The organism is Effusibacillus lacus, assembly GCF_002335525.1.
Classification (GTDB): Bacteria; Bacillota; Bacilli; order Tumebacillales; family Effusibacillaceae; genus Effusibacillus; species Effusibacillus lacus.
This window is the reverse complement of sequence record NZ_BDUF01000049.1, coordinates 30,661-47,791: the sequence shown is the minus strand read 5'-3', so window position 1 is coordinate 47,791 and position 17,131 is coordinate 30,661. Positions and strand designations below refer to the sequence as shown.

17 protein-coding genes, 1 pseudogene and 1 riboswitch are annotated in these 17,131 nt (G+C 50.1%); of the genes and pseudogenes, 14 read left to right on the top strand and 4 right to left on the bottom strand.

What is annotated here, in order from left to right; all coding sequences use genetic code 11:
• Window positions 1-228: 228 nt before the first annotated feature.
• Window positions 229-1,281, top strand: coding sequence for a zinc-dependent alcohol dehydrogenase family protein (locus tag EFBL_RS09210; protein WP_096181845.1), 1,053 nt, complete (start codon window positions 229-231; stop codon window positions 1,279-1,281).
• Between the two features lie 839 nt (window positions 1,282-2,120).
• Here the strand turns inward: EFBL_RS09210 and EFBL_RS09205 are convergent.
• The 3 genes from EFBL_RS09205 to EFBL_RS09195 all read right to left on the bottom strand — a co-directional run bounded on the left by EFBL_RS09205 (window position 2,121) and on the right by EFBL_RS09195 (window position 5,409).
• Window positions 2,121-3,080, bottom strand: a complete 960-nt coding sequence (locus EFBL_RS09205; protein ID WP_165912666.1) for a patatin-like phospholipase family protein — start codon at window positions 3,078-3,080, stop codon at window positions 2,121-2,123.
• A gap of 85 nt (window positions 3,081-3,165) precedes the next feature.
• Window positions 3,166-4,194: a lysylphosphatidylglycerol synthase transmembrane domain-containing protein gene (locus tag EFBL_RS09200; protein WP_096181844.1), complete on the bottom strand. Its 1,029-nt coding sequence runs from the start codon at window positions 4,192-4,194 to the stop codon at window positions 3,166-3,168.
• The gene (locus tag EFBL_RS09195; RefSeq protein ID WP_096181843.1) at window positions 4,195-5,409 is read right to left on the bottom strand and encodes an MFS transporter; all 1,215 of its coding nucleotides are present in this window, start codon (window positions 5,407-5,409) and stop codon (window positions 4,195-4,197) included.
• A 163-nt stretch (window positions 5,410-5,572) separates the two neighbouring features.
• A riboswitch (TPP riboswitch) is annotated at window positions 5,573-5,684 on the top strand.
• A gap of 82 nt (window positions 5,685-5,766) precedes the next feature.
• On the opposite strand from EFBL_RS09195, the gene EFBL_RS09190 reads away from it, so the two are divergent.
• Genes EFBL_RS09190 through tenA form a run of 4 tightly spaced genes read left to right on the top strand, consistent with a single transcriptional unit; the run spans window position 5,767 to window position 9,477 of the window.
• Complete coding sequence (locus EFBL_RS09190) at window positions 5,767-6,348, top strand: ECF transporter S component (protein WP_165912665.1); 582 nt, start codon at window positions 5,767-5,769, stop codon at window positions 6,346-6,348.
• Window positions 6,338-8,077 (top strand): ABC transporter ATP-binding protein, encoded by a 1,740-nt coding sequence (locus tag EFBL_RS09185; protein ID WP_165912664.1) that lies wholly within the window; start codon window positions 6,338-6,340, stop codon window positions 8,075-8,077. The genes EFBL_RS09190 and EFBL_RS09185 overlap by 11 nt, the downstream gene beginning before the upstream one ends.
• On the top strand, window positions 8,043-8,780 hold the full coding sequence (locus tag EFBL_RS09180) for an energy-coupling factor transporter transmembrane component T family protein (protein ID WP_096181840.1): 738 nt from the start codon (window positions 8,043-8,045) through the stop codon (window positions 8,778-8,780). The genes EFBL_RS09185 and EFBL_RS09180 overlap by 35 nt, the downstream gene beginning before the upstream one ends.
• Before the next feature lie 13 nt (window positions 8,781-8,793).
• On the top strand, window positions 8,794-9,477 hold the full coding sequence (gene tenA / locus EFBL_RS09175; RefSeq protein WP_096181839.1) for a thiaminase II: 684 nt from the start codon (window positions 8,794-8,796) through the stop codon (window positions 9,475-9,477).
• A 10-nt stretch (window positions 9,478-9,487) separates the two neighbouring features.
• Here tenA and EFBL_RS09170 read toward each other — a convergent pair whose 3' ends face one another.
• Window positions 9,488-10,375: a LysR family transcriptional regulator gene (locus EFBL_RS09170; RefSeq protein ID WP_096181838.1), complete on the bottom strand. Its 888-nt coding sequence runs from the start codon at window positions 10,373-10,375 to the stop codon at window positions 9,488-9,490.
• A gap of 182 nt (window positions 10,376-10,557) precedes the next feature.
• Here EFBL_RS09170 and EFBL_RS09165 point away from each other — a divergent pair, with 182 nt between their 5' ends.
• The 9 genes and pseudogenes from EFBL_RS09165 (at window position 10,558) to EFBL_RS09125 (ending at window position 17,088) form a co-directional block, all read left to right on the top strand.
• Window positions 10,558-11,604: a hypothetical protein gene (locus tag EFBL_RS09165; protein ID WP_096181869.1), complete on the top strand. Its 1,047-nt coding sequence runs from the start codon at window positions 10,558-10,560 to the stop codon at window positions 11,602-11,604.
• Window positions 11,605-11,619: 15 nt separating this feature from the next.
• Window positions 11,620-12,270, top strand: a complete 651-nt coding sequence (locus EFBL_RS21735; protein ID WP_273701389.1) for a UGSC family (seleno)protein — start codon at window positions 11,620-11,622, stop codon at window positions 12,268-12,270.
• An 80-nt stretch (window positions 12,271-12,350) separates the two neighbouring features.
• Entirely contained in the window at window positions 12,351-13,028 is a 678-nt protein-coding gene (locus EFBL_RS09150; RefSeq protein ID WP_269432688.1) for a CoA transferase subunit A, read from the top strand.
• A 14-nt stretch (window positions 13,029-13,042) separates the two neighbouring features.
• On the top strand, window positions 13,043-13,729 hold the full coding sequence (locus tag EFBL_RS09145) for a 3-oxoacid CoA-transferase subunit B (RefSeq protein ID WP_096181835.1): 687 nt from the start codon (window positions 13,043-13,045) through the stop codon (window positions 13,727-13,729).
• A pseudogene (locus tag EFBL_RS22070) lies at window positions 13,726-13,829 on the top strand (CoA transferase); the annotation flags it as partial. The gene EFBL_RS09145 and the pseudogene EFBL_RS22070, both read left to right, overlap by 4 nt.
• Before the next feature lie 97 nt (window positions 13,830-13,926).
• Window positions 13,927-14,310, top strand: a complete 384-nt coding sequence (locus EFBL_RS09140) for a VOC family protein (RefSeq protein ID WP_096181834.1) — start codon at window positions 13,927-13,929, stop codon at window positions 14,308-14,310.
• Window positions 14,311-14,660: 350 nt separating this feature from the next.
• Entirely contained in the window at window positions 14,661-15,038 is a 378-nt protein-coding gene (gene pcaC, locus EFBL_RS09135) for a 4-carboxymuconolactone decarboxylase (RefSeq protein ID WP_096181833.1), read from the top strand.
• Window positions 15,039-15,086: 48 nt separating this feature from the next.
• Entirely contained in the window at window positions 15,087-15,548 is a 462-nt protein-coding gene (locus EFBL_RS09130) for a tripartite tricarboxylate transporter TctB family protein (RefSeq protein WP_096181832.1), read from the top strand.
• Window positions 15,549-15,567: 19 nt separating this feature from the next.
• The gene (locus EFBL_RS09125) at window positions 15,568-17,088 is read left to right on the top strand and encodes a tripartite tricarboxylate transporter permease (RefSeq protein ID WP_096181831.1); all 1,521 of its coding nucleotides are present in this window, start codon (window positions 15,568-15,570) and stop codon (window positions 17,086-17,088) included.
• Window positions 17,089-17,131 lie beyond the last annotated feature (43 nt).

The window sequence follows — 17,131 nt, the reverse complement described above, 5'->3', positions numbered from 1 at the left end:
TTGCAAAATAACATTGAAAATCACCACTATTTTTCAATATGGTTATTTTCCTCATGGCTTCTGACCTGACCAGGAAGTTTCCAAACAATCAATTTTGGGACAGATTCATTGTTGCCGTTCTACCCCCCAGACGACCGGTCCACACTTCTAACACCCGCCAACCTGTCATAGAATTGTGTGACAGAATTTTTATTCGTCTGGACGTCAAAATGAATTGGGGGGGATCAAATGAAGGCGGCTGTACTTGAAGAACTGAAGAAACCACTGGTTGTGCGGGAAGTGCAGGATCCGGAATTGGCACCTGACGGAGCCATCATCAGGGTGGAAGCCAACGGAGTTTGCCGCAGCGACTGGCATGCGTGGGTAGGAGATTGGGACTGGATCGGCATTCAACTCCCGCTGCCGCATGTGCTGGGACATGAATTTACAGGTGTTGTGGAGGAAGTGGGACGGGATGTAAAGCACTTCCGCAAAGGGGACAGGGTGATCGTTCCTTTCAGCCAGGGGGACGGCACTTGTGCCCAGTGCAAGTCGGGTCACCAAAACATCTGCGATCACATTGTGATGCCCGGGTTCTCCTATTGGGGCGGTTTCGGCCGCTATGTCCACATTCCGAACGCGGATGTCAATCTGGTGAATCTGCCCGACGGAGTGGGATTAGTGGAAGCTGCAGGCATGGGCTGCCGGTTCATGACCGCTTTTCATGGAGTTGTGGATCAGGCCAAAGTTCGCCCCGGGGAATGGGTGGCGGTACATGGATGCGGCGGGGTAGGCCTGTCGGCTGTGCAAATTGCGACTGCGATGGGAGCCAATGTCATTGCTGTCGACATCGGGGATGACAAGCTGGAGTTTGCGCGGAAGTTGGGGGCTGTTGCAACAGTCAACGCCCAAAAGGAAGTGGCACCCGAGGCCATCAAGGAGATTACAAAAGGCGGAGCACATGTATCGATTGATGCTCTGGGGGTCGCTGCCACTTGCCAGTCCTCCCTTCTAGGCTTGCGGAAACGGGGGCGCCATCTGCAAATCGGGTTAACCACCCGGGAAGCACAAGGAATGATCGCTTTGCCGATTGATTTGATTGTGCTGTTTGAGTTGGAAATTGTGGGATCCTTGGGGATGCAGGCATCCAGATACCCCGAAATGCTGCAAATGGTGGAAAAAGGCAAATTGCGCCCCGGGGATCTGGTGACAAATACGATCTCTCTGGAGGAAGTCAGCGATATACTGGCTTCGATGACGGAGTATGGCAATGTTGGAGTGACTGTTGTAGACAAGTGGTGATTAGGCCTCTTTTGAAGTGGTGGTAGGCCTCTTTTGAAGTGGTGGTAGGCCTCTTTATAGGAGTCGGAGCGAGTTGGAGTCGGTCTTCTGGACTATGTTAACAATACGGGCGTAGCCTTGCCATCTCTTGGAATAGGTGATTTTCAGGTATTTGGTGCCGTTCCCTTCTCCAGGTCACTTGGCTCGGAATAACGGCACAGGGTACCGTTATTCCTTTCTCCGGGGTCTTTTGGTTCACAATAACGGCACTGGATGCCGTTATCACGACAGCCGAAGGTGTTTAGCGGCACTGGGTGCCGTTATCAAGACAGCCGAGGGTGTTTAACGGCACTGGGTGCCGGTATCGCGACAGCCGAAGGTGTTTAGCGGCACTGGGTGCCGGTATCGCGACAGCCGAGGGTGTTTAGCGGCACTGGGTGCCGGTATCGCGACAGCCGAGGGTGTTTAGCGGCACTGGGTGCCGGTATCGCGACAGCCGAAGGTGTTTAGCGGCACTGGGTGCCGGTATCGCGACAGCCGAAGGTGTTTAGCGGCACTGGGTGCCGGTATCACGACAACCGAGGGTGTTTAGCGGCACTGGGTGCCGTTATCATGACAGCCAAGGGTGTTTAACGGCACTGGGTGCCGGTATCAAGACAGCCGAGGGTGTTTAACGGCACTGGGTGCCGGTATCACGACAGCCGAAGGTGTTTAACGGCATTGGGTGCCGGTATCACGACAGCCGAGGGTGTTTAACGGCACTGGGTGCCGGTATCAAGACAGCCGAGGGTGTTTAACGGCACTGGGTACCGGTATCACGACAGCCGAGGTTGCTTAGCGGGCCTGTGGCCCGTCCTACCTTAGATAGCGGTCAAGATCTCATCCATCCGCTCCCTTGCATAATGGTACCCCGCCTCCACGCACTGTTCCACCTTATGGAAGTCAAGCGCTCCCACATATCCGACATGAGGATGCAGGGAGAGATCCGCATATTGATGCTCGTGCGCCATTTGATCTCGCAGGTTCAGGTTGATCACATGGGCGAAGATTGAAAGGCCGGATCGTAGCTGCCCGACATCGCTGTTGGCAAAAGCGGTTACCGTATCGACGGCGATCACCCGTTCCGCGCCCAGTGCCCGAACCAAACGGACGGGACAGTTTAATGACACGCCGCCGTCGGTGAGGATGTAGCCGTTCCACCGTACAGGCTGAAAGATTACGGGAATTGAGCAACTTGCTAAGACCGCTTGGGCTATGGTGATATCTGATTCTGTTCGGTAGCCGGGTACCGGTTCTTGGGAAAATACTACAGGTTGCCCGGTTCGAAGCTCGGTGGCGACAATTCCGCAGGGCACACGCAGAGCGGAAAGCGGTTGTCCGTCGGTCAACTCAGTGATAAGGGATTGCAGGCGCTCCCCTTTGATCCATCCGTCCAGGTAGGGTCGTCTCATCAGGATTTTGGCAAGGATGGCTTTCCAGTTGTAATCAAGATGCCGTTTGGAAAATCGCGGCATTGCCAGTTTCATGTCTTCGACGGAATAACCGTACGCATAGAGTGCGGCAACCATAGCTCCCGAACTGGTGCCCGCAACATGAGTCACCGTAATTCCGGCTTCTTCCAGCGCTTGGATTACACCAATGCCGGCAGAACCTGACACCCCGCCACCGGCCAAGGCCAGTCCAACCCTTCTTGGTTTATTGTCAGATCCGAAAACTTTCTCCTTGGGAAGTCCGTTAGCGCTTTCCGCAGCCTTCTCCTTACAAAGTTCGTTGACGTCTCCCACTTCCGTCTGCTTGCGAATTTGGTTGCTGTCTGTCACTCTTGTATCTGATTGGGGTTTTGCTGGAGCGGATCGTGTTTCGTCCCCCTTGCGAAGCTGGTTGTTACCTGTCACTCTTGTATTCTTACTGATTTCGGTATTCAGAGGAAACCACTCTCCTTCGCAGGTTCCACCAGGCCAACAATCCCAACGGCACGGGCAGCCAATAGGTAAACGCCCGGTACAACAAGGTGACGGCTGTCGCCAGATCGGTAGGAACTCCCAACAGGGCAAAGGTTCCCACCATCGAGAGTTCGAACACTCCCAGTGTCGTGGGGAGGAAGGTCAAAAAGGAAATAAGAATTGTCAAACTGTACCCTGCCCAAAGAAGCGGCAGGGAAACCTGTGTATGGAAGGCGGAAAAACAGGCCTCCAGCATCGCGATCCTGACCGGGTACAAGCTCCACAATAAGAGAAGTGGAGGCAGAAGCTCCCGCCGGTTGCGCCAACTGAACCTGACATGATCACGACCTGCAACGAGCGATGCAATCACCCTGGGAAACCGGGAAACAAACTGAAGATTGCTTATCCAATCAAGAAAACGTTGAGAACCAATCAACAGGGCCAGGCCGGCTGCCAAGATTACAAAGCCGGCGGAAACAACCACCAGAACCACCGCTTCGTTGAAAGGAAAGTTATAGGAGTCAATCCAGAACAGCGGGACTATCAAGAGCGGCACAATTTGCAGATACCCCATGACAAAAGTGGTGGCCGTCATCCTGATGGATTCGGATACAGGGATTCCTCTTCCATGGGCCAGCCACACATAGGAACTCATGCCGGCCGCTCCCCCGCTTGGCAGCAGACGTTCGACCGTACTGGCTGCCACCAGCAATTGCAATTGCTCCAACAACGAATTGTTGACGCCGATTGACCGGTAGACGAGCCGGTTGGATTGAGCCGCCAAAGCCAGAAAGAGGAACTCCAGGGAAGCCAGTTCGGCAAGGTTCCCAACTGTAACCTGTCGCAAATATTGGGGCAGCAGGGCAAGATCACCGCGTCTGGAATAAACAAACCACCCAAGCATTGCAAGGGTAATCAGTAAGATAAGCCATCTTGCTTTGGAAGAGGTTTTGCTTGCAGCCGGAGTGCTGGAAGATGGTATGTGGTTCAATCAGTCCACCAGTTCTTCCGCACGGGTTTCCCGGCCCAACACCAGAACCGCCAGGGCACCCACCAGAGTGACTCCAAAGAAAATGCCGAAAATGACGGGAAACGATACTTTTGCAGCCGCAAGATACCCAATCACCAGCGGTCCCAGAATTCCGCCTACCCGGCCGAAAGCGGCAGCCATTCCGGCACCGGTGGTCCGGAATCGGGTCGGATACTGTTCCGGGGTATACGCGTAGAGCGCACCCCAGGCGCCAAGATTAAAGAAAGATAACAGAATTCCGGCTGTCAGCAAGCCGGCAATGGAGGTTGCGTAGCCGAAAGCATAGGCGCTTATGGCTGTGGCTGCAAGGTAGGTGACGAGCACAAACTTGCGGCCCATGCGCTCAATCAACCAGGCAGCGCTGAAATAACCCGGAAGTTGGGCCAGGGTCATGATCAGCACATATTGGAAGCTCTTGATCAGCCCAAACCCTTTCATCGTCATCACAGTCGGGAGCCACAAGAAGATGCCGTAATAGGAAAACACCACGCAAAACCACAGAATCCAGAGCATAAACGTGCGACGGGCATATTCACGGGACCAGACGGCAGTCATGTTCTGCCATACAGACCGTCTCTCCCGCATGGCAGGTGCTTGCAGTCGCGGGGAGTCGGGCAGGCTCCAGCGCAGGTAGACCGCATAAAGGGCAGGAACCGCCCCAACAAGCATCGCAACTTGCCAGCCATACTTGGGAATGACATAGAAACCGACAAGTGCGGAAAGAATCCAGCCGCCCGCCCAGAAGCTTTCAAGCAGAACCACCACTTTACCCCTCTCCCCAGCTGGCACGCTCTCCGATACCAGCGTGGATGCAACCGGCAATTCACCGCCAAGCCCCATCCCAATAAGGAAACGAAGCAGGGCCAGCATGGCAAACCCTGTAGCCAGTGCCGAAAGTCCGCTGGCCATGCTGAACATCAAGAGTGTCAGAATGAATATCGGCTTCCGTCCGATCCGGTCTGCCATCACGCCAGCCAACAACGCTCCGACAGCCATTCCAATGCCGTTGATGCTTCCCAACCAGCTGATTTGTTCGGGAGCCAACTTCCAGTCGACTTTCAAAGCCGCGAACACGAACGATGCCAGCCCTACATCCATTGCGTCAAACAACCAGCCGATTCCGGCAATCCACAGCAGTTTCCTGTAAGTTGGCGCAGTACCTGCCAACGTGCTCATTGGGATTCCCCCTTTTTTTTCCATTCCACTTTGTGATGATTGTAACAAATACTGGTTACCTCTTTTTGTAGCGGAAAACTTTGTGAAAAACAAGGACAAAGGAGAAATTTGCCCCCCTTCCATTTTCTTTTCATGTGTGTTACTGTTTTGGTAAAGTTCAAAACTTTGCCACTAGGGGTGCCGATTGCAAGGCTGAGAGGCGACCGGATTGAAGGATCGCCAACCCTTGGAACCTGTTGGTTAGTACCATCGTAGGGAAGTGGGTGAGACACAGATTGTTTGCGTATGCGCCGCTTTCCTGCCCGGAAAGCGGTTTTTGGTTTTGAGGGCAGTAAACTTTGGGAGGAATCGTCCTTTATGAAAAATTGGAACATGCGTGAAATCGTAATTATGGTGGTGCTGTCGATCGTTTGCGGAATTGTGTATATGCCCTGGGGGAATGTATGGCTCGGGTTGAACGGGGTGTTTGGCCCTGCTGGCGGCGAGGCTGTCTATGGTTTGTGGTTTGTGGCAAGCGTACTGGTAGCCTACATTGTGCGCAAACCGGGGGCTGCTTTCACGGCGGAGATGGTGGCCGCTCTGGCAGAATTGATGTTGGGAAGCCAGTTTGGTCCCCAGATGTTGATATCGGCGGCCATTCAAGGCGCATTGTCCGAGTTGGCGTTTGCATTGTTCGGGTATCGCAAGTATACCGTACCCGTATTGCTGCTGGCTGGAATTTTTCCGGCAGCAGGCAGTTTCGTCTACGAATTTGCCAAAGCTTCCCTTGAAACCATGAGCACCGGCATGCTGATTGCGGCTTTCTGCATCCGCTTGGTGAGCGGCGCCATCCTGGCCGGATTGCTTGGCAAAGCGGTGGCTGACCTGCTGGCGCGTACGGGGGTATTAAACGGCTATGCAATCATCCGGGATACACGAAACAATTCGAATGCATTCTGATTCTGCGAAACAGTGTGCGGTTGAGGGAGTAAGCCTTGCATTCCCGGATGCACCGGAGCGAAAAGTGCTGGATCAGATCCATCTGTCCATCCGCAAGGGGGAATCGGTCCTGCTGCTTGGACCAAGCGGGTCGGGAAAGAGTACACTCGGATATGTTCTGGGTGGCTTGATTCCTCGCTCCATAGAAGCGGTTGTCACCGGCAACGTGCGGGTGGAAGGACGGGTGGGCATGCTGTTTCAGGACCCCGAGGCCCAGTTCTGTATGCTGACGGCTGAAGATGAGATTGCCTTCGGATTGGAAAACATCCGCATTCCCCGTCGGGAAATGGAAACTCGTATCGATGCGGCCTTGGAACGGTTTGGCCTGATGTCCTGGAAGCGCCGGAATTCAGCTGAGATGTCCGGCGGCATGAAGCAGAAGCTGGCGATGGCCTGTTTGCTGGCAATGGAGCCGGACATCTATATCTTCGACGAGCCGACGGCCAATCTGGATCCGGCTTCGACCCGGGATGTATTGCGGGCCATTCGGGAATTGAAGCAAACCGAAAGCAAGACCCTGCTGATCATTGAACACAAGGTGGAAGGGGTCATCGATTGGGTCGATCGGGCTGTGCTGCTGGGGCCGGACGGGAGACTTCTTGATGAAGGAATGCCAGGGGAAGTGTTTCGCCGGAGGCAGGCAGAGATTCGGGCCTATGGCATCTGGCAGCCGACACTTTGGAAGTGGTCGAGCCGGTTGAATCCGACGGCTCCTTTTCCAACAACGACGAAGCAGTTCGTGGATGCGGTTGATTCGGGGCAGGTACCGCAGCTGGTGGAGCTGTTGGACCGGGAGACAGGTGCTTTGACTGCTGCCAGCCCGGCAGCTGCATCTCTTCAGGATTTGGATCCGATTGGGAAAGTGCCCCTGTTTCGAGCTGAGAATGCCTCTTTCTCATACGGGAAAGGCCATAAAGTGTGGGGGCCGATCAGTTTTGACATAAACGCGGGAGAATGGGTTGCGATTGTGGGGCCCAATGGATGCGGCAAAAGCACGCTGCTTTCCGCCCTCATGGGGTTACGGAACCTGTCGGAAGGCACGATCCGGCTAAAGGAACGACCGCTGGATTCGTACTCGGGCCGGGAGATTTCGCAACTGTTGGGATTCGTATTTCAAAATCCGGAGCACCAGTTCATCACCGATACGGTCTGGCAGGAAGTGGCGTTTGGGACCGGCGCTCCAACGAATCCGGAGGTCAAGGAACGGGTTCGCGAAACGCTTGTTGACCTTGGGCTGATTCATGCGGCAAACGCCAATCCTTTCTCTCTCAGCCAGGGGGAAAAGCGCCGGTTGAGTGTTGCCACCACACTCCTGTCTTCTCATGAAGCGCTGTTGCTGGATGAACCCACCTTTGGCCAGGATGCCCATACTGCCTTCGAACTGGAGGAAAAATTGGCCGATCTCCACCAGCAGGGTCGGACCCTCATCATGGTCACCCACGACATGGAACTGGTGGCCCGGCGGGCACAGAAAGTGTTGGTGCTGGCTGGTGGGAACCTTCTCTATTGCGGTCATCCGGCAGACCTGTTCCGGATGGAAGAATCGGAGGATTCTGCAGCGGCCGAAGCGTCAGGTTTGTTGAGGACCGCCAATCTGGAGCTGCCGCTCGCTTTCAAGGTTCGCGCGCTGCTTGAGAGAAAGGGGGGACTTCTCCATGCAGGCCTTGCAGCGGGTGAACCCGTCCGTTAAACTGCTGGTCTCGGTTGTTTGCATGATGCTTACATTGCTCACCCGGGAACCGATTGTCATGGCCCTGCTGCTGACAATTCCCCTTCTGGCCACCTGGCTGTTTGGCGGTGTTCCCTTGTTGAGGATTGCAAAACGGTTGGCGCCCTTCCTGATCTTTTTCCTGATGTATGTGTGGATGCAGGGAGCATTCGCCCGAATTCCCAATGCCCACGTACTGTACGAGTTTCTTTGGTACAGAGTGAGCGTCGAAGGGCTTATGGTGGGATTGACGGTTGCCCTTCGCATGTTGGTGTTCGTATCCTATGGAATTCTGTGTGCCACGACGACCGATGTGACACTGTTTGTCCTGAGCCTGATGCAGCAGTTGCGGGTGCCGCCCAAACTGGCTTACGGATTGATGGCCGGGTTCCGCTTTGTCCCGATGTTCAAAAGTGAAATGGAGCAAATCAGGCTGGCCCACAGAATTCGGGGGATGGACCGGCAGCCGGGGCTTCGCGGCAGATGGGAAATGATGAAGCGGTTTACGATCCCGCTATTGGCGCAGGCAATCCGAAAAGCGGAACGGGTGGCCATTGCGATGGAGTCGAAGGGATTTGACGGTTCCCGGGATCGAACCTTTTACCGGCAAGTGAAGACAGGACCGGTGGATGCAATTTTCGCTGGCGTTGTGCTGGGGTTAAACGGGATCCTATTATTTTCTTAGGGGGAATTGTGAAATGACAGTTGCAACAGAAACCGGAACCTTCTCCGGGTATTTGCGGGAAAAAGCGGACGCAATCTGGCAAGCAAGTTTCCAGCATCCGTTTGTCACCGGGGTGGCAGACGGGACGCTTCCTCTGGACCGGTTCAAATTTTATGTGATGCAGGATGCGTTCTATCTTTCCAGGTTTGCTCAAGTACAGGCGCTGGGGGCTGCCAAAGCGCCGGATCTGTACACATCCGGCCGGATGGCATTTCACGCCCAAACTACCTACAACGCCGAATTGGCGCTGCATGAAGGATTCGCGGCAGATCTGGGAATTACCGATGAGGACAAAGCGCAGTTTCAACCGGCTCCAACCGCCTATGCCTATACCACTCATATGCTGTCAGTCGCTTACACCGGGACACTCGGTGAGATCATAGCGGCGATTCTTCCGTGCTACTGGCTGTACCTGGAGATTGGAGAACGGTTTAAAGGAGCGAAGCCTGCAGAGCCGATTTATCAAAAGTGGATTGACGCGTACGGAGGAGACTGGTTCGCCGAGTTGGTGCGGGAGCAGATTGCCCGTCTTGACTCACTGGCCGCCTATGCAACGGAAGAAGAACGCCGGAAGATGGAGCAGCATTTTCTCATCTCCAGCCAATATGAATATTCCTTCTGGGAAATGGCTTACCGAAAAGAAACATGGCCGGTTTAACCGGCCATGTTTATCTGGATTTAAAAAAATTATATACACAATTTTGAAATTCCTTCATCGCAGGAGAGACATAACGATTTGGGTGTGTCGAAATGCATAAAACCCTTCGGGGAGTGGGATTTTTGACTTTAATTACTTTTAGATCACGTTTAAAACCGTATCTTACCGAAGTTTCGGGAATTAATGCAATGCCTAATCCTGCTGAAACAAAACTGCGAATCGTCTCAACTCTGCCGCTTTCGTAAGCCACGATAGGTTCAAAACCTGCCGCTCGGCACGCATTCAGGATCGTTTGGCGAAGTAGATAACCAGACTCATGCAAGATAAAAGGCTCATGTGCCAAGTCTGCCATATTCACCATGTCGTATTGCGACAACGGATTTTTTTTTGAAGTAATTAATAGCAATTCCTCATCTATAACAGGCATTTGTGTCAAATAGTCTTCTGAAACTGAAAGGGAAGTGAGTCCCATTTGAATGTCGTAGTTCAATAAAGCATCTTTTATGGACTGAGTATCCATCTCTCGAATGTGGATCACCACTTTCGGGAATTTTTTTTTAAAATCTGAAAGGACTTCCGGAAGCCAGGATACTACCACGGTGGGAAGCGCTCCTAAATGGATCTCTCCGGACTTTATATCTTTTAAGTCTTGAATCTCCTGATAAGCCTCTTTACACTGCTGAAGGATTCGGCATGCATGTTTGTACAAAACGACACCAGGTTCCGTTAATTTGATTTCACTCGATGACCGCTCAATCAATATACATCCAAGTTCTTTTTCCAAGGCTTTTAACTGCGTACTCAGAGAGGGTTGAGAAATGTGCAGCTCATCGGCCGCTTTTACTATTTTCTTATTACGAACAATCGATTCAAAATATCTCAAATGTCGAAGTTCCACGTGCAGCCCCCCGAATATAGCTAATAGCTATACAAATATAAAAAACAGGTATTTGAAACAATACACCTTATAAACTACCATGGTTATCAAGGAAATTTCAATGGATTTTAAATCTTCAGAATCAATCCCATTACAGAGGTGAAGGTTCAGTTCCAAACAACTTGAGGAGGTTGAGTTTGGTAATGATTCCTACGATTACAGCAAGAAACTGGCAAGAAGCAATGGATCGGTTCTATCAAGAAGGCTGGACGGACGGTTTGCCAGTTGTCCCACCAACTAAAGAACTGGTTGATGAAATGCTGCTGTACGTTCAAAGAGATCCGGACCAAGTTGTTGCCATTGTTCCGCCGAGATGGGCTGTTGCCACCGTTCGCGATATAGCGATTAATGCAGTTATGGCCGGCTGTAAGCCCCAGTACTTACCGGTGGTCATTGCCGGGGTGGAGGCAGCCTGTGATGAACAGTTTAATCTGAACGGTATTCAAGCCACCACGCATGTTGTCAGTCCGTTGATGATTGTGAATGGACCCATCCGAAACGAAGTAGGTATCAATTCAGGATGCAATGTGTTTGGGCAGGGATTTAGGGCAAATGCAACAATCGGGAGAGCCCTCCGATTGGTACTCATGAATATCGGTGGTGGTATTCCCGGTGAAACAGATCAATCAACATTTGGACACCCGGGGAAGTTCACATACTGTATAGCTGAAAATGAAGAAGACAGTCCCTGGGAGCCCTATCACGTTGAGCATGGATTTGACCGGTCTCAAAGCACGGTGACGGTGATTGGCGGAGAAGCACCGCACAGCGTTTCGAACCACATTAGTAACGATCCGTACGGAGTGTGTCGTTCAATTGCAGATACGATGGCAACCATGGGCAATAACAACACTTTTGTAATGGGAGAAATACTGGTGGTGATCGGTCCTGAACATGCCGCCACCATCTCCAAAGGCGGTTGGTCCAAGGAAGACGTGCGTTATTACTTGTATCAGAATGCCCGTAACAACATTGAGAAATTACGGTTTAATGGCAGATACGGACGTACGTGGAACAAGAATTGGCCGAAGTGGATTGATAGAGAGAATCCGGAGGAATTGGTACCGGTTGTCCCACATCCGGAAAACATTCACATTTTATTCGCAGGAGGTCCAGCTGGAAGATTTTCAATCGTAGTTCCCGGTTGGGGGAGGATGGGTGGCAAAGCAGTAACCAAGCTCATTAAATAGAATGGAGGGATTCGAATGATAGAAATTTACATCCCGACAGGTGTGGTGGAGACCGAATTGAAACAGCTTTCGCCACGTTTGGATACGTTGGATGGAAAAGTCATGGGGCTGCTGGACAATGGAAAGTGGAACGCAAACAAATTATTGTCGGAAGTGCAGACCATTCTGAAAGAACAATTTGATATCAAAGAAGTGATCAAATGGAAGAAACCAAATTTTTCTGCACCTGCGAACCGCGACATGCGGGAAGAGATTGCCCGAAAGTGTGACTTTGTCGTGTCTGCGATCGGCGACTGAGGGTCATGTACTTCGTGTAGTGTACACGATGGGATTGGATTGGAAAGTATGGGAATACCGGTAGCTTCTATTTGTACCACCGTTTTTTCCAAGGAAGCCAGGAATTCTATAAACATTTTAAGAATGCCCGATTTCCGTGTTGTTGAAATCACCCATCCTTTGTCCACCTTGACCGAGGTGGAAATCAAGTCGCGTGCCAAAGAGGCAGTCATACAAATTATCGAAATAATTACCGGAAGAAAAGCGGAACTCGCTATGGAAGACCACAATTATACAGTTCAAAATGTCAGTCGCCCAACGACAATGGATCACCCGTCAAATAACATTGCAATGGAATCCATTGAAAACGGGAGTTGCGACGACGGCTGAAGCGTATAAAGGTGTCCGTGCGACACCTTTTCCCCATTCCCTTTTACCCGTATATCCAGTCTTTGAAGGGAGTGATCCAAGTGGCGGCTGCGATACGGAAACTTCAATCAAAAATTCGAACTGCCCATGAAGCAATCAGTTGTATAAAATCCGGACAAAGCGTAATGGTCGGTGGATTTGGACTATCCGGTCACCCTTTAACCTTGATTGACGCACTTTTGGAAACCGATACGAAAGAATTAACGGTGATTAGCAACAATTTAGGGGAAGATGGAAAAGGTCTGGGAAAATGGATCCGGGAGAAAAGGATCAAGAAAGCAATCGGTTCCTATTTTACAACCAATAAAGAGGCGGTTGAACAATGGAAAAATGGAGACCTGGAAATAGAATTGGTTCCACAAGGAACATTTATTGAACGTATTCGTGCCGCAGGCTCGGGAATCGGCGGATTTTACACCAGCACGGGAGTCGGTACCGAACTTGCCAAAGGAAAAGAAGAAAAAACCATTGATGGTGTTCGCTATATACTGGAAGTCGGACTTCGTGCAGATGTAGCTCTTATCAAAGCTCATAAATCGGATCAACTGGGAAATTTGCTTTATTACAGGACGGCCAGAAATTTCAATCCTGCAATGGCGACAGCAGCAGATTTGGTGATCGCAGAAGTGGACGAAGTTGTGGATGACGGGTGGCTCGATCCTGAACAAATCATTACCCCCCACGTATATGTGGACATTCTGGTAATTAAACAAAAATAATTAGAGGGAGTCAGATGAGTCGAACAAGTGAACAAAAACTGCGGATCGCCAAAAGAGTAATTCGGGAGTTTCGTTTCGGTGATTGCATTAATCTGGGAGTCGGGATTCCTACTTTGATACCTGACTTATTGGAAGCGGAGCATCCATTTATCTTTCAAACAGAGAACGGGTTACTGGGCATGGGACCCACCCCGCCAAAAAATGAAGAAGATTGGGATTTACTGAATGCCAGCAAAAAACCGGTAACTTTGCAAAAAGGATCAGCCTTTTTTGATAGTGTTGACTCATTTGCGATGATTCGCGGCGGACACATTGATATAGCTGTATTGGGAGCTCTCCAGGTCAGTCAAGAAGGTCTGGTTGCAAACTGGATGATCCCGGATCAGCCGATACTAGGGGTCGGAGGAGCGATGGATTTGCTGGCCGGCACTAAAAAAGTGATTGTCGCCATGACCCATGTAAATAAAGAGGGGAAAGCAAAAATCGTTAAGCATCTGGATTATCCCCTCAGCGGGATCCGACCGGTCCAATTAATTGTTACAGACCTTGCAGTTTTTGAATTCACGGATGGTCATTTGATTCTTAAGGAACTGATCAAAGGAATGACGGTGGAAGAGCTGCGAAAGATAACCGATGCAAAGTTTGAAATCACGGGAGAACTGCATGAGTATCAGCATGAAATGGGATTGAATATCACATGACACTTCCTTTAGCCGGTTTGAAAGTGCTGGATTTATCAAGAATCTTGGCTGACCCTTACTGTTCTATGATTTCTTAGGGGATCTGGGCACGGATGTCATACCGAACACTTCCTCCATTGACTGGCGAGCACACAGATGAGATGCTGAAAGTACTGAATTTTTCTGAAGATGCCATACGAGATTAGGGAGCCGCACACATGAAAATCAACAGACTGGATCACTTTGTACTCACGGTAGCGGATATTGAGATGACTTGTAAATTTTATTCAGAAGTGCTTGGCATGGAGGTTGTAATCTTCGGAAACGGAAGAAGGGCACTCCGGTTTGGAAATCAAAAGATCAATCTTCATCAAGTCGGCAAGGAATTTGAACCGAAGGCATTACACCCGATTCCCGGGTCTGCAGACTTATGTTTTGTAACCGAGACTCCGTTGCAAGAAGTGATTGAACATGTGACAAAATACGGCATTATTATTGAAGAAGGGCCTGTTCTGCGGACAGGGGCTACAGGAACCATTCATTCCATTTATTTGCGAGATCCGGATCAAAACCTGATCGAGATATCGAATTATTGTGATTGATTCGTTGAACAGGGACCTGTCGCTCCTTGGGAATTGGCGGTAAGATTTTTTTTATAGTAAAGAAGGAAATTTTTAATACGACACCGAATAGTAGTTTATAACAGGATTGGATCCAGTATCCGGTAGGAAGAGGATCCGTTTGTGAGAGGATAAGGAGGTTTCACGCAAAAAAATATCAGAAATTTTAATTTCATCAAATTATTGTGATTGTTATCTACCGATCGTTTGTTTGACCGCGGCAACTGATTTAGGTCTTTCCAGGTTCGTAGATCCTTTGAGATACAAGTTTTCCATGGTTATAAGGTTCAATTTTTAAAAATTCAATCTCGATAGATGGGAGCTACAGGAAGATGAACAATGAACGTTTTGAAGCGGGGTTGGAAGTAAGACGCGCAGTTCTGGGGGCGGATTATGTAGATAACTCGATCAGGAATGCGGACGATTTCACTATCTCCCTTCAACATCTGGTAACGGAATATTGTTGGGGCGAAGTTTGGACCAGACCAGGTCTTTCCAAGAAAGCCAGAAGTATGATCAATATTGCAATGCTGACTGCATTAAACAGGCCACATGAATTAAAACTCCATTTACGGGGAGCGTTAAGAAACGGAGTCACCAAAGATGAAATTAAAGAAATACTTTTACAGACCGCAATCTACTGTGGGGTTCCCGCCGCTGTTGACAGTTTTCGAATCGCACAGGAGATTTTTCAAAGTGAAGATGCCTAAGTGATATGTAAGAGCTGTCAGTAATATTCCTGACAAAGGGGGGAGTTTATGTTTCCGAAAAATATGCAGTCTGACCGTATCGGCGGAATTATAAGCATTATTTTCGGGGTCATCGCAATATCGGAGTCCATACGGTTGTATCCTAAGCGAATGGGTCCGTTGGTAGGTGACTATACAATGCCGGGAATTGTAGGCGTGGTCATGATTCTGCTGGGCCTATTGGTAATTTTCGTTGTTAAAGGCGAAAAATTCAAGGTAGAGTTTCCCGACCGCAAATTAATGAAGGGCTTACTCCTAACATTCGGATTGCTGTTCGCATATTGGGTTCTGACTCAATTTCTGGGATATGAAATCAGCACCTTGCTGGTTGCGATGGGTTTGTTTAAAGTGATGGGCTCATACAGCGTCCTCAAATCAATGGTTTATGGGGTTGTATTGACTGCCGGTCTATATTTCTTATTTATTCTCTGGCTTGGAGTACCGTTGCCAAACGGCATGTTTGGCATTTAGACAAGGGGGTGTCCAGTAGATGGAAGCAGTAGGCATGCTTTTTTCAGGTTTTACAGAAGCATTGACGCCACTTAATGTGATGATGGCCTTAATCGGTGCACTGGTAGGAACATTGGTCGGTATGCTGCCGGGTCTTGGACCTACTTCCGCCATTGCCATATTGCTCCCGTTAACAACTGTACTGGGGCCTATACAAGGGATCATTATGTTGGCGGGCATTTACTACGGTGCCATGTACGGAGGATCCACCACCGCGATCTTGCTTAACATTCCCGGGGAGGTTTCGTCTGTCCCGACCTGCTTGGATGGCTATCCGTTAGCCAAGCAAGGGAGGGGGGGACCGGCCCTTGGTATCTCGGCTATCGCATCCTTCTCAGCGGGTACTTTGGGGGTAATCGGATTGGTGTTCTTTGCTCCAATCCTGGCCGACCAGGCGTTAAAGTTCGGTCCTCCCGAATACTTTGCCCTGATGATATTGGCCCTTACCGTAATTGTTAACTTAGCGGGCAACTCCATTATTAAGGGTTTGATGATGGGGATGTTCGGATACTTTCTGGCAATGGTCGGAATGGGGCCTGCCGGTGGACAACTGCGTTTTAACTATGGCATTGACGCGTTATCTCCCGGCTTTGACATGATTAGTATCATCATAGGTCTGTTTGCTATCACCGAAGTATTAAAGGGGTTTGAAGAAAAGCATGCGGCGGTTGCAGTAGACAGCATTGGAAGCGTTTATCCAAGCCTGTCGGACTTGCGCAAAAGTTCCAAAGCGATATTCCGGGGCGGTTTCGTGGGTTTCCTGTTGGGCCTGTTACCGGGATGTTCCACAGCGGTTTCGACGTTTCTGTCCTATGATTTGGAAAAGAAGATGTCTAAAACTCCTGAGAGATTTGGCAAAGGAGCCATTGAAGGGGTTGCGGCACCTGAAGCGGCCAACAATGCCACCAGTTCTGCCGGTTTTATTCCATTGTTTGCCCTGGGTATCCCGGGCTCACCGCCTTTGGCGATTCTGCTCGCAGGTTTGATGATTTACGGTCTTCAACCGGGGCCGGTTCTGTTTGAACAGAGTGGAAGCTTTGTCTGGACTGTTATCGCCAGTATGTTTGTTGGAAACTTTATGCTTCTGATTTTGAATTTGCCATTGGTAGGTTTGTGGGCAAGATTAACGCAAATCCCTTACGGCGTAATCGCTCCAATTATTCTTACTCTCAGCTTTATCGGAGCTTATACGGTTCGCAACAGCATGTTCGACGTATTTGTATCGTTAGTGTTCGGTGTGCTCGGTTACCTCTTCCATAAATACAGGTGGCCGGTCATTCCACTGATCCTGTGCTTTATCCTGGGCCCGATGCTGGAGCAATCATTTGTTCAATCGTTGTCGATCTCCGGAGGCAAATTTTCAATTTTTCTTGAACGGCCGATTTCATTGTCCATTCTGATACTTTCCGCAATCCTTCTGTTTGTCTCTTTGGTATTAATCAGACGTACGAAATTGCGAGTGAAAGAAGCAATTGGTGCAGAAGTAGACATCGCCGGATAAAAAGATCCGCGTTCTACAGATATTGAATCAAGGGGGAAATAAC

What these genes read in the sequence shown, in the direction of transcription:
- EFBL_RS09210 (WP_096181845.1), top strand. Translation starts at nt 229, where the DNA reads ATGAAGGCGGCTGTACTTGAAGAACTGAAGAAACCACTGGTTGTGCGG.
- EFBL_RS09195 (WP_096181843.1), bottom strand. Translation starts at nt 5,409, where the DNA reads ATGAGCACGTTGGCAGGTACTGCGCCAACTTACAGGAAACTGCTGTGG.
- EFBL_RS09190 (WP_165912665.1), top strand. Translation starts at nt 5,767, where the DNA reads ATGAAAAATTGGAACATGCGTGAAATCGTAATTATGGTGGTGCTGTCG.
- EFBL_RS09185 (WP_165912664.1), top strand. Translation starts at nt 6,338, where the DNA reads ATGCATTCTGATTCTGCGAAACAGTGTGCGGTTGAGGGAGTAAGCCTT.
- EFBL_RS09180 (WP_096181840.1), top strand. Translation starts at nt 8,043, where the DNA reads ATGCAGGCCTTGCAGCGGGTGAACCCGTCCGTTAAACTGCTGGTCTCG.
- tenA (WP_096181839.1), top strand. Translation starts at nt 8,794, where the DNA reads ATGACAGTTGCAACAGAAACCGGAACCTTCTCCGGGTATTTGCGGGAA.
- EFBL_RS09165 (WP_096181869.1), top strand. Translation starts at nt 10,558, where the DNA reads ATGATTCCTACGATTACAGCAAGAAACTGGCAAGAAGCAATGGATCGG.
- EFBL_RS09145 (WP_096181835.1), top strand. Translation starts at nt 13,043, where the DNA reads ATGAGTCGAACAAGTGAACAAAAACTGCGGATCGCCAAAAGAGTAATT.
- EFBL_RS09140 (WP_096181834.1), top strand. Translation starts at nt 13,927, where the DNA reads ATGAAAATCAACAGACTGGATCACTTTGTACTCACGGTAGCGGATATT.
- pcaC (WP_096181833.1), top strand. Translation starts at nt 14,661, where the DNA reads ATGAACAATGAACGTTTTGAAGCGGGGTTGGAAGTAAGACGCGCAGTT.
- EFBL_RS09130 (WP_096181832.1), top strand. Translation starts at nt 15,087, where the DNA reads ATGTTTCCGAAAAATATGCAGTCTGACCGTATCGGCGGAATTATAAGC.
- EFBL_RS09125 (WP_096181831.1), top strand. Translation starts at nt 15,568, where the DNA reads ATGGAAGCAGTAGGCATGCTTTTTTCAGGTTTTACAGAAGCATTGACG.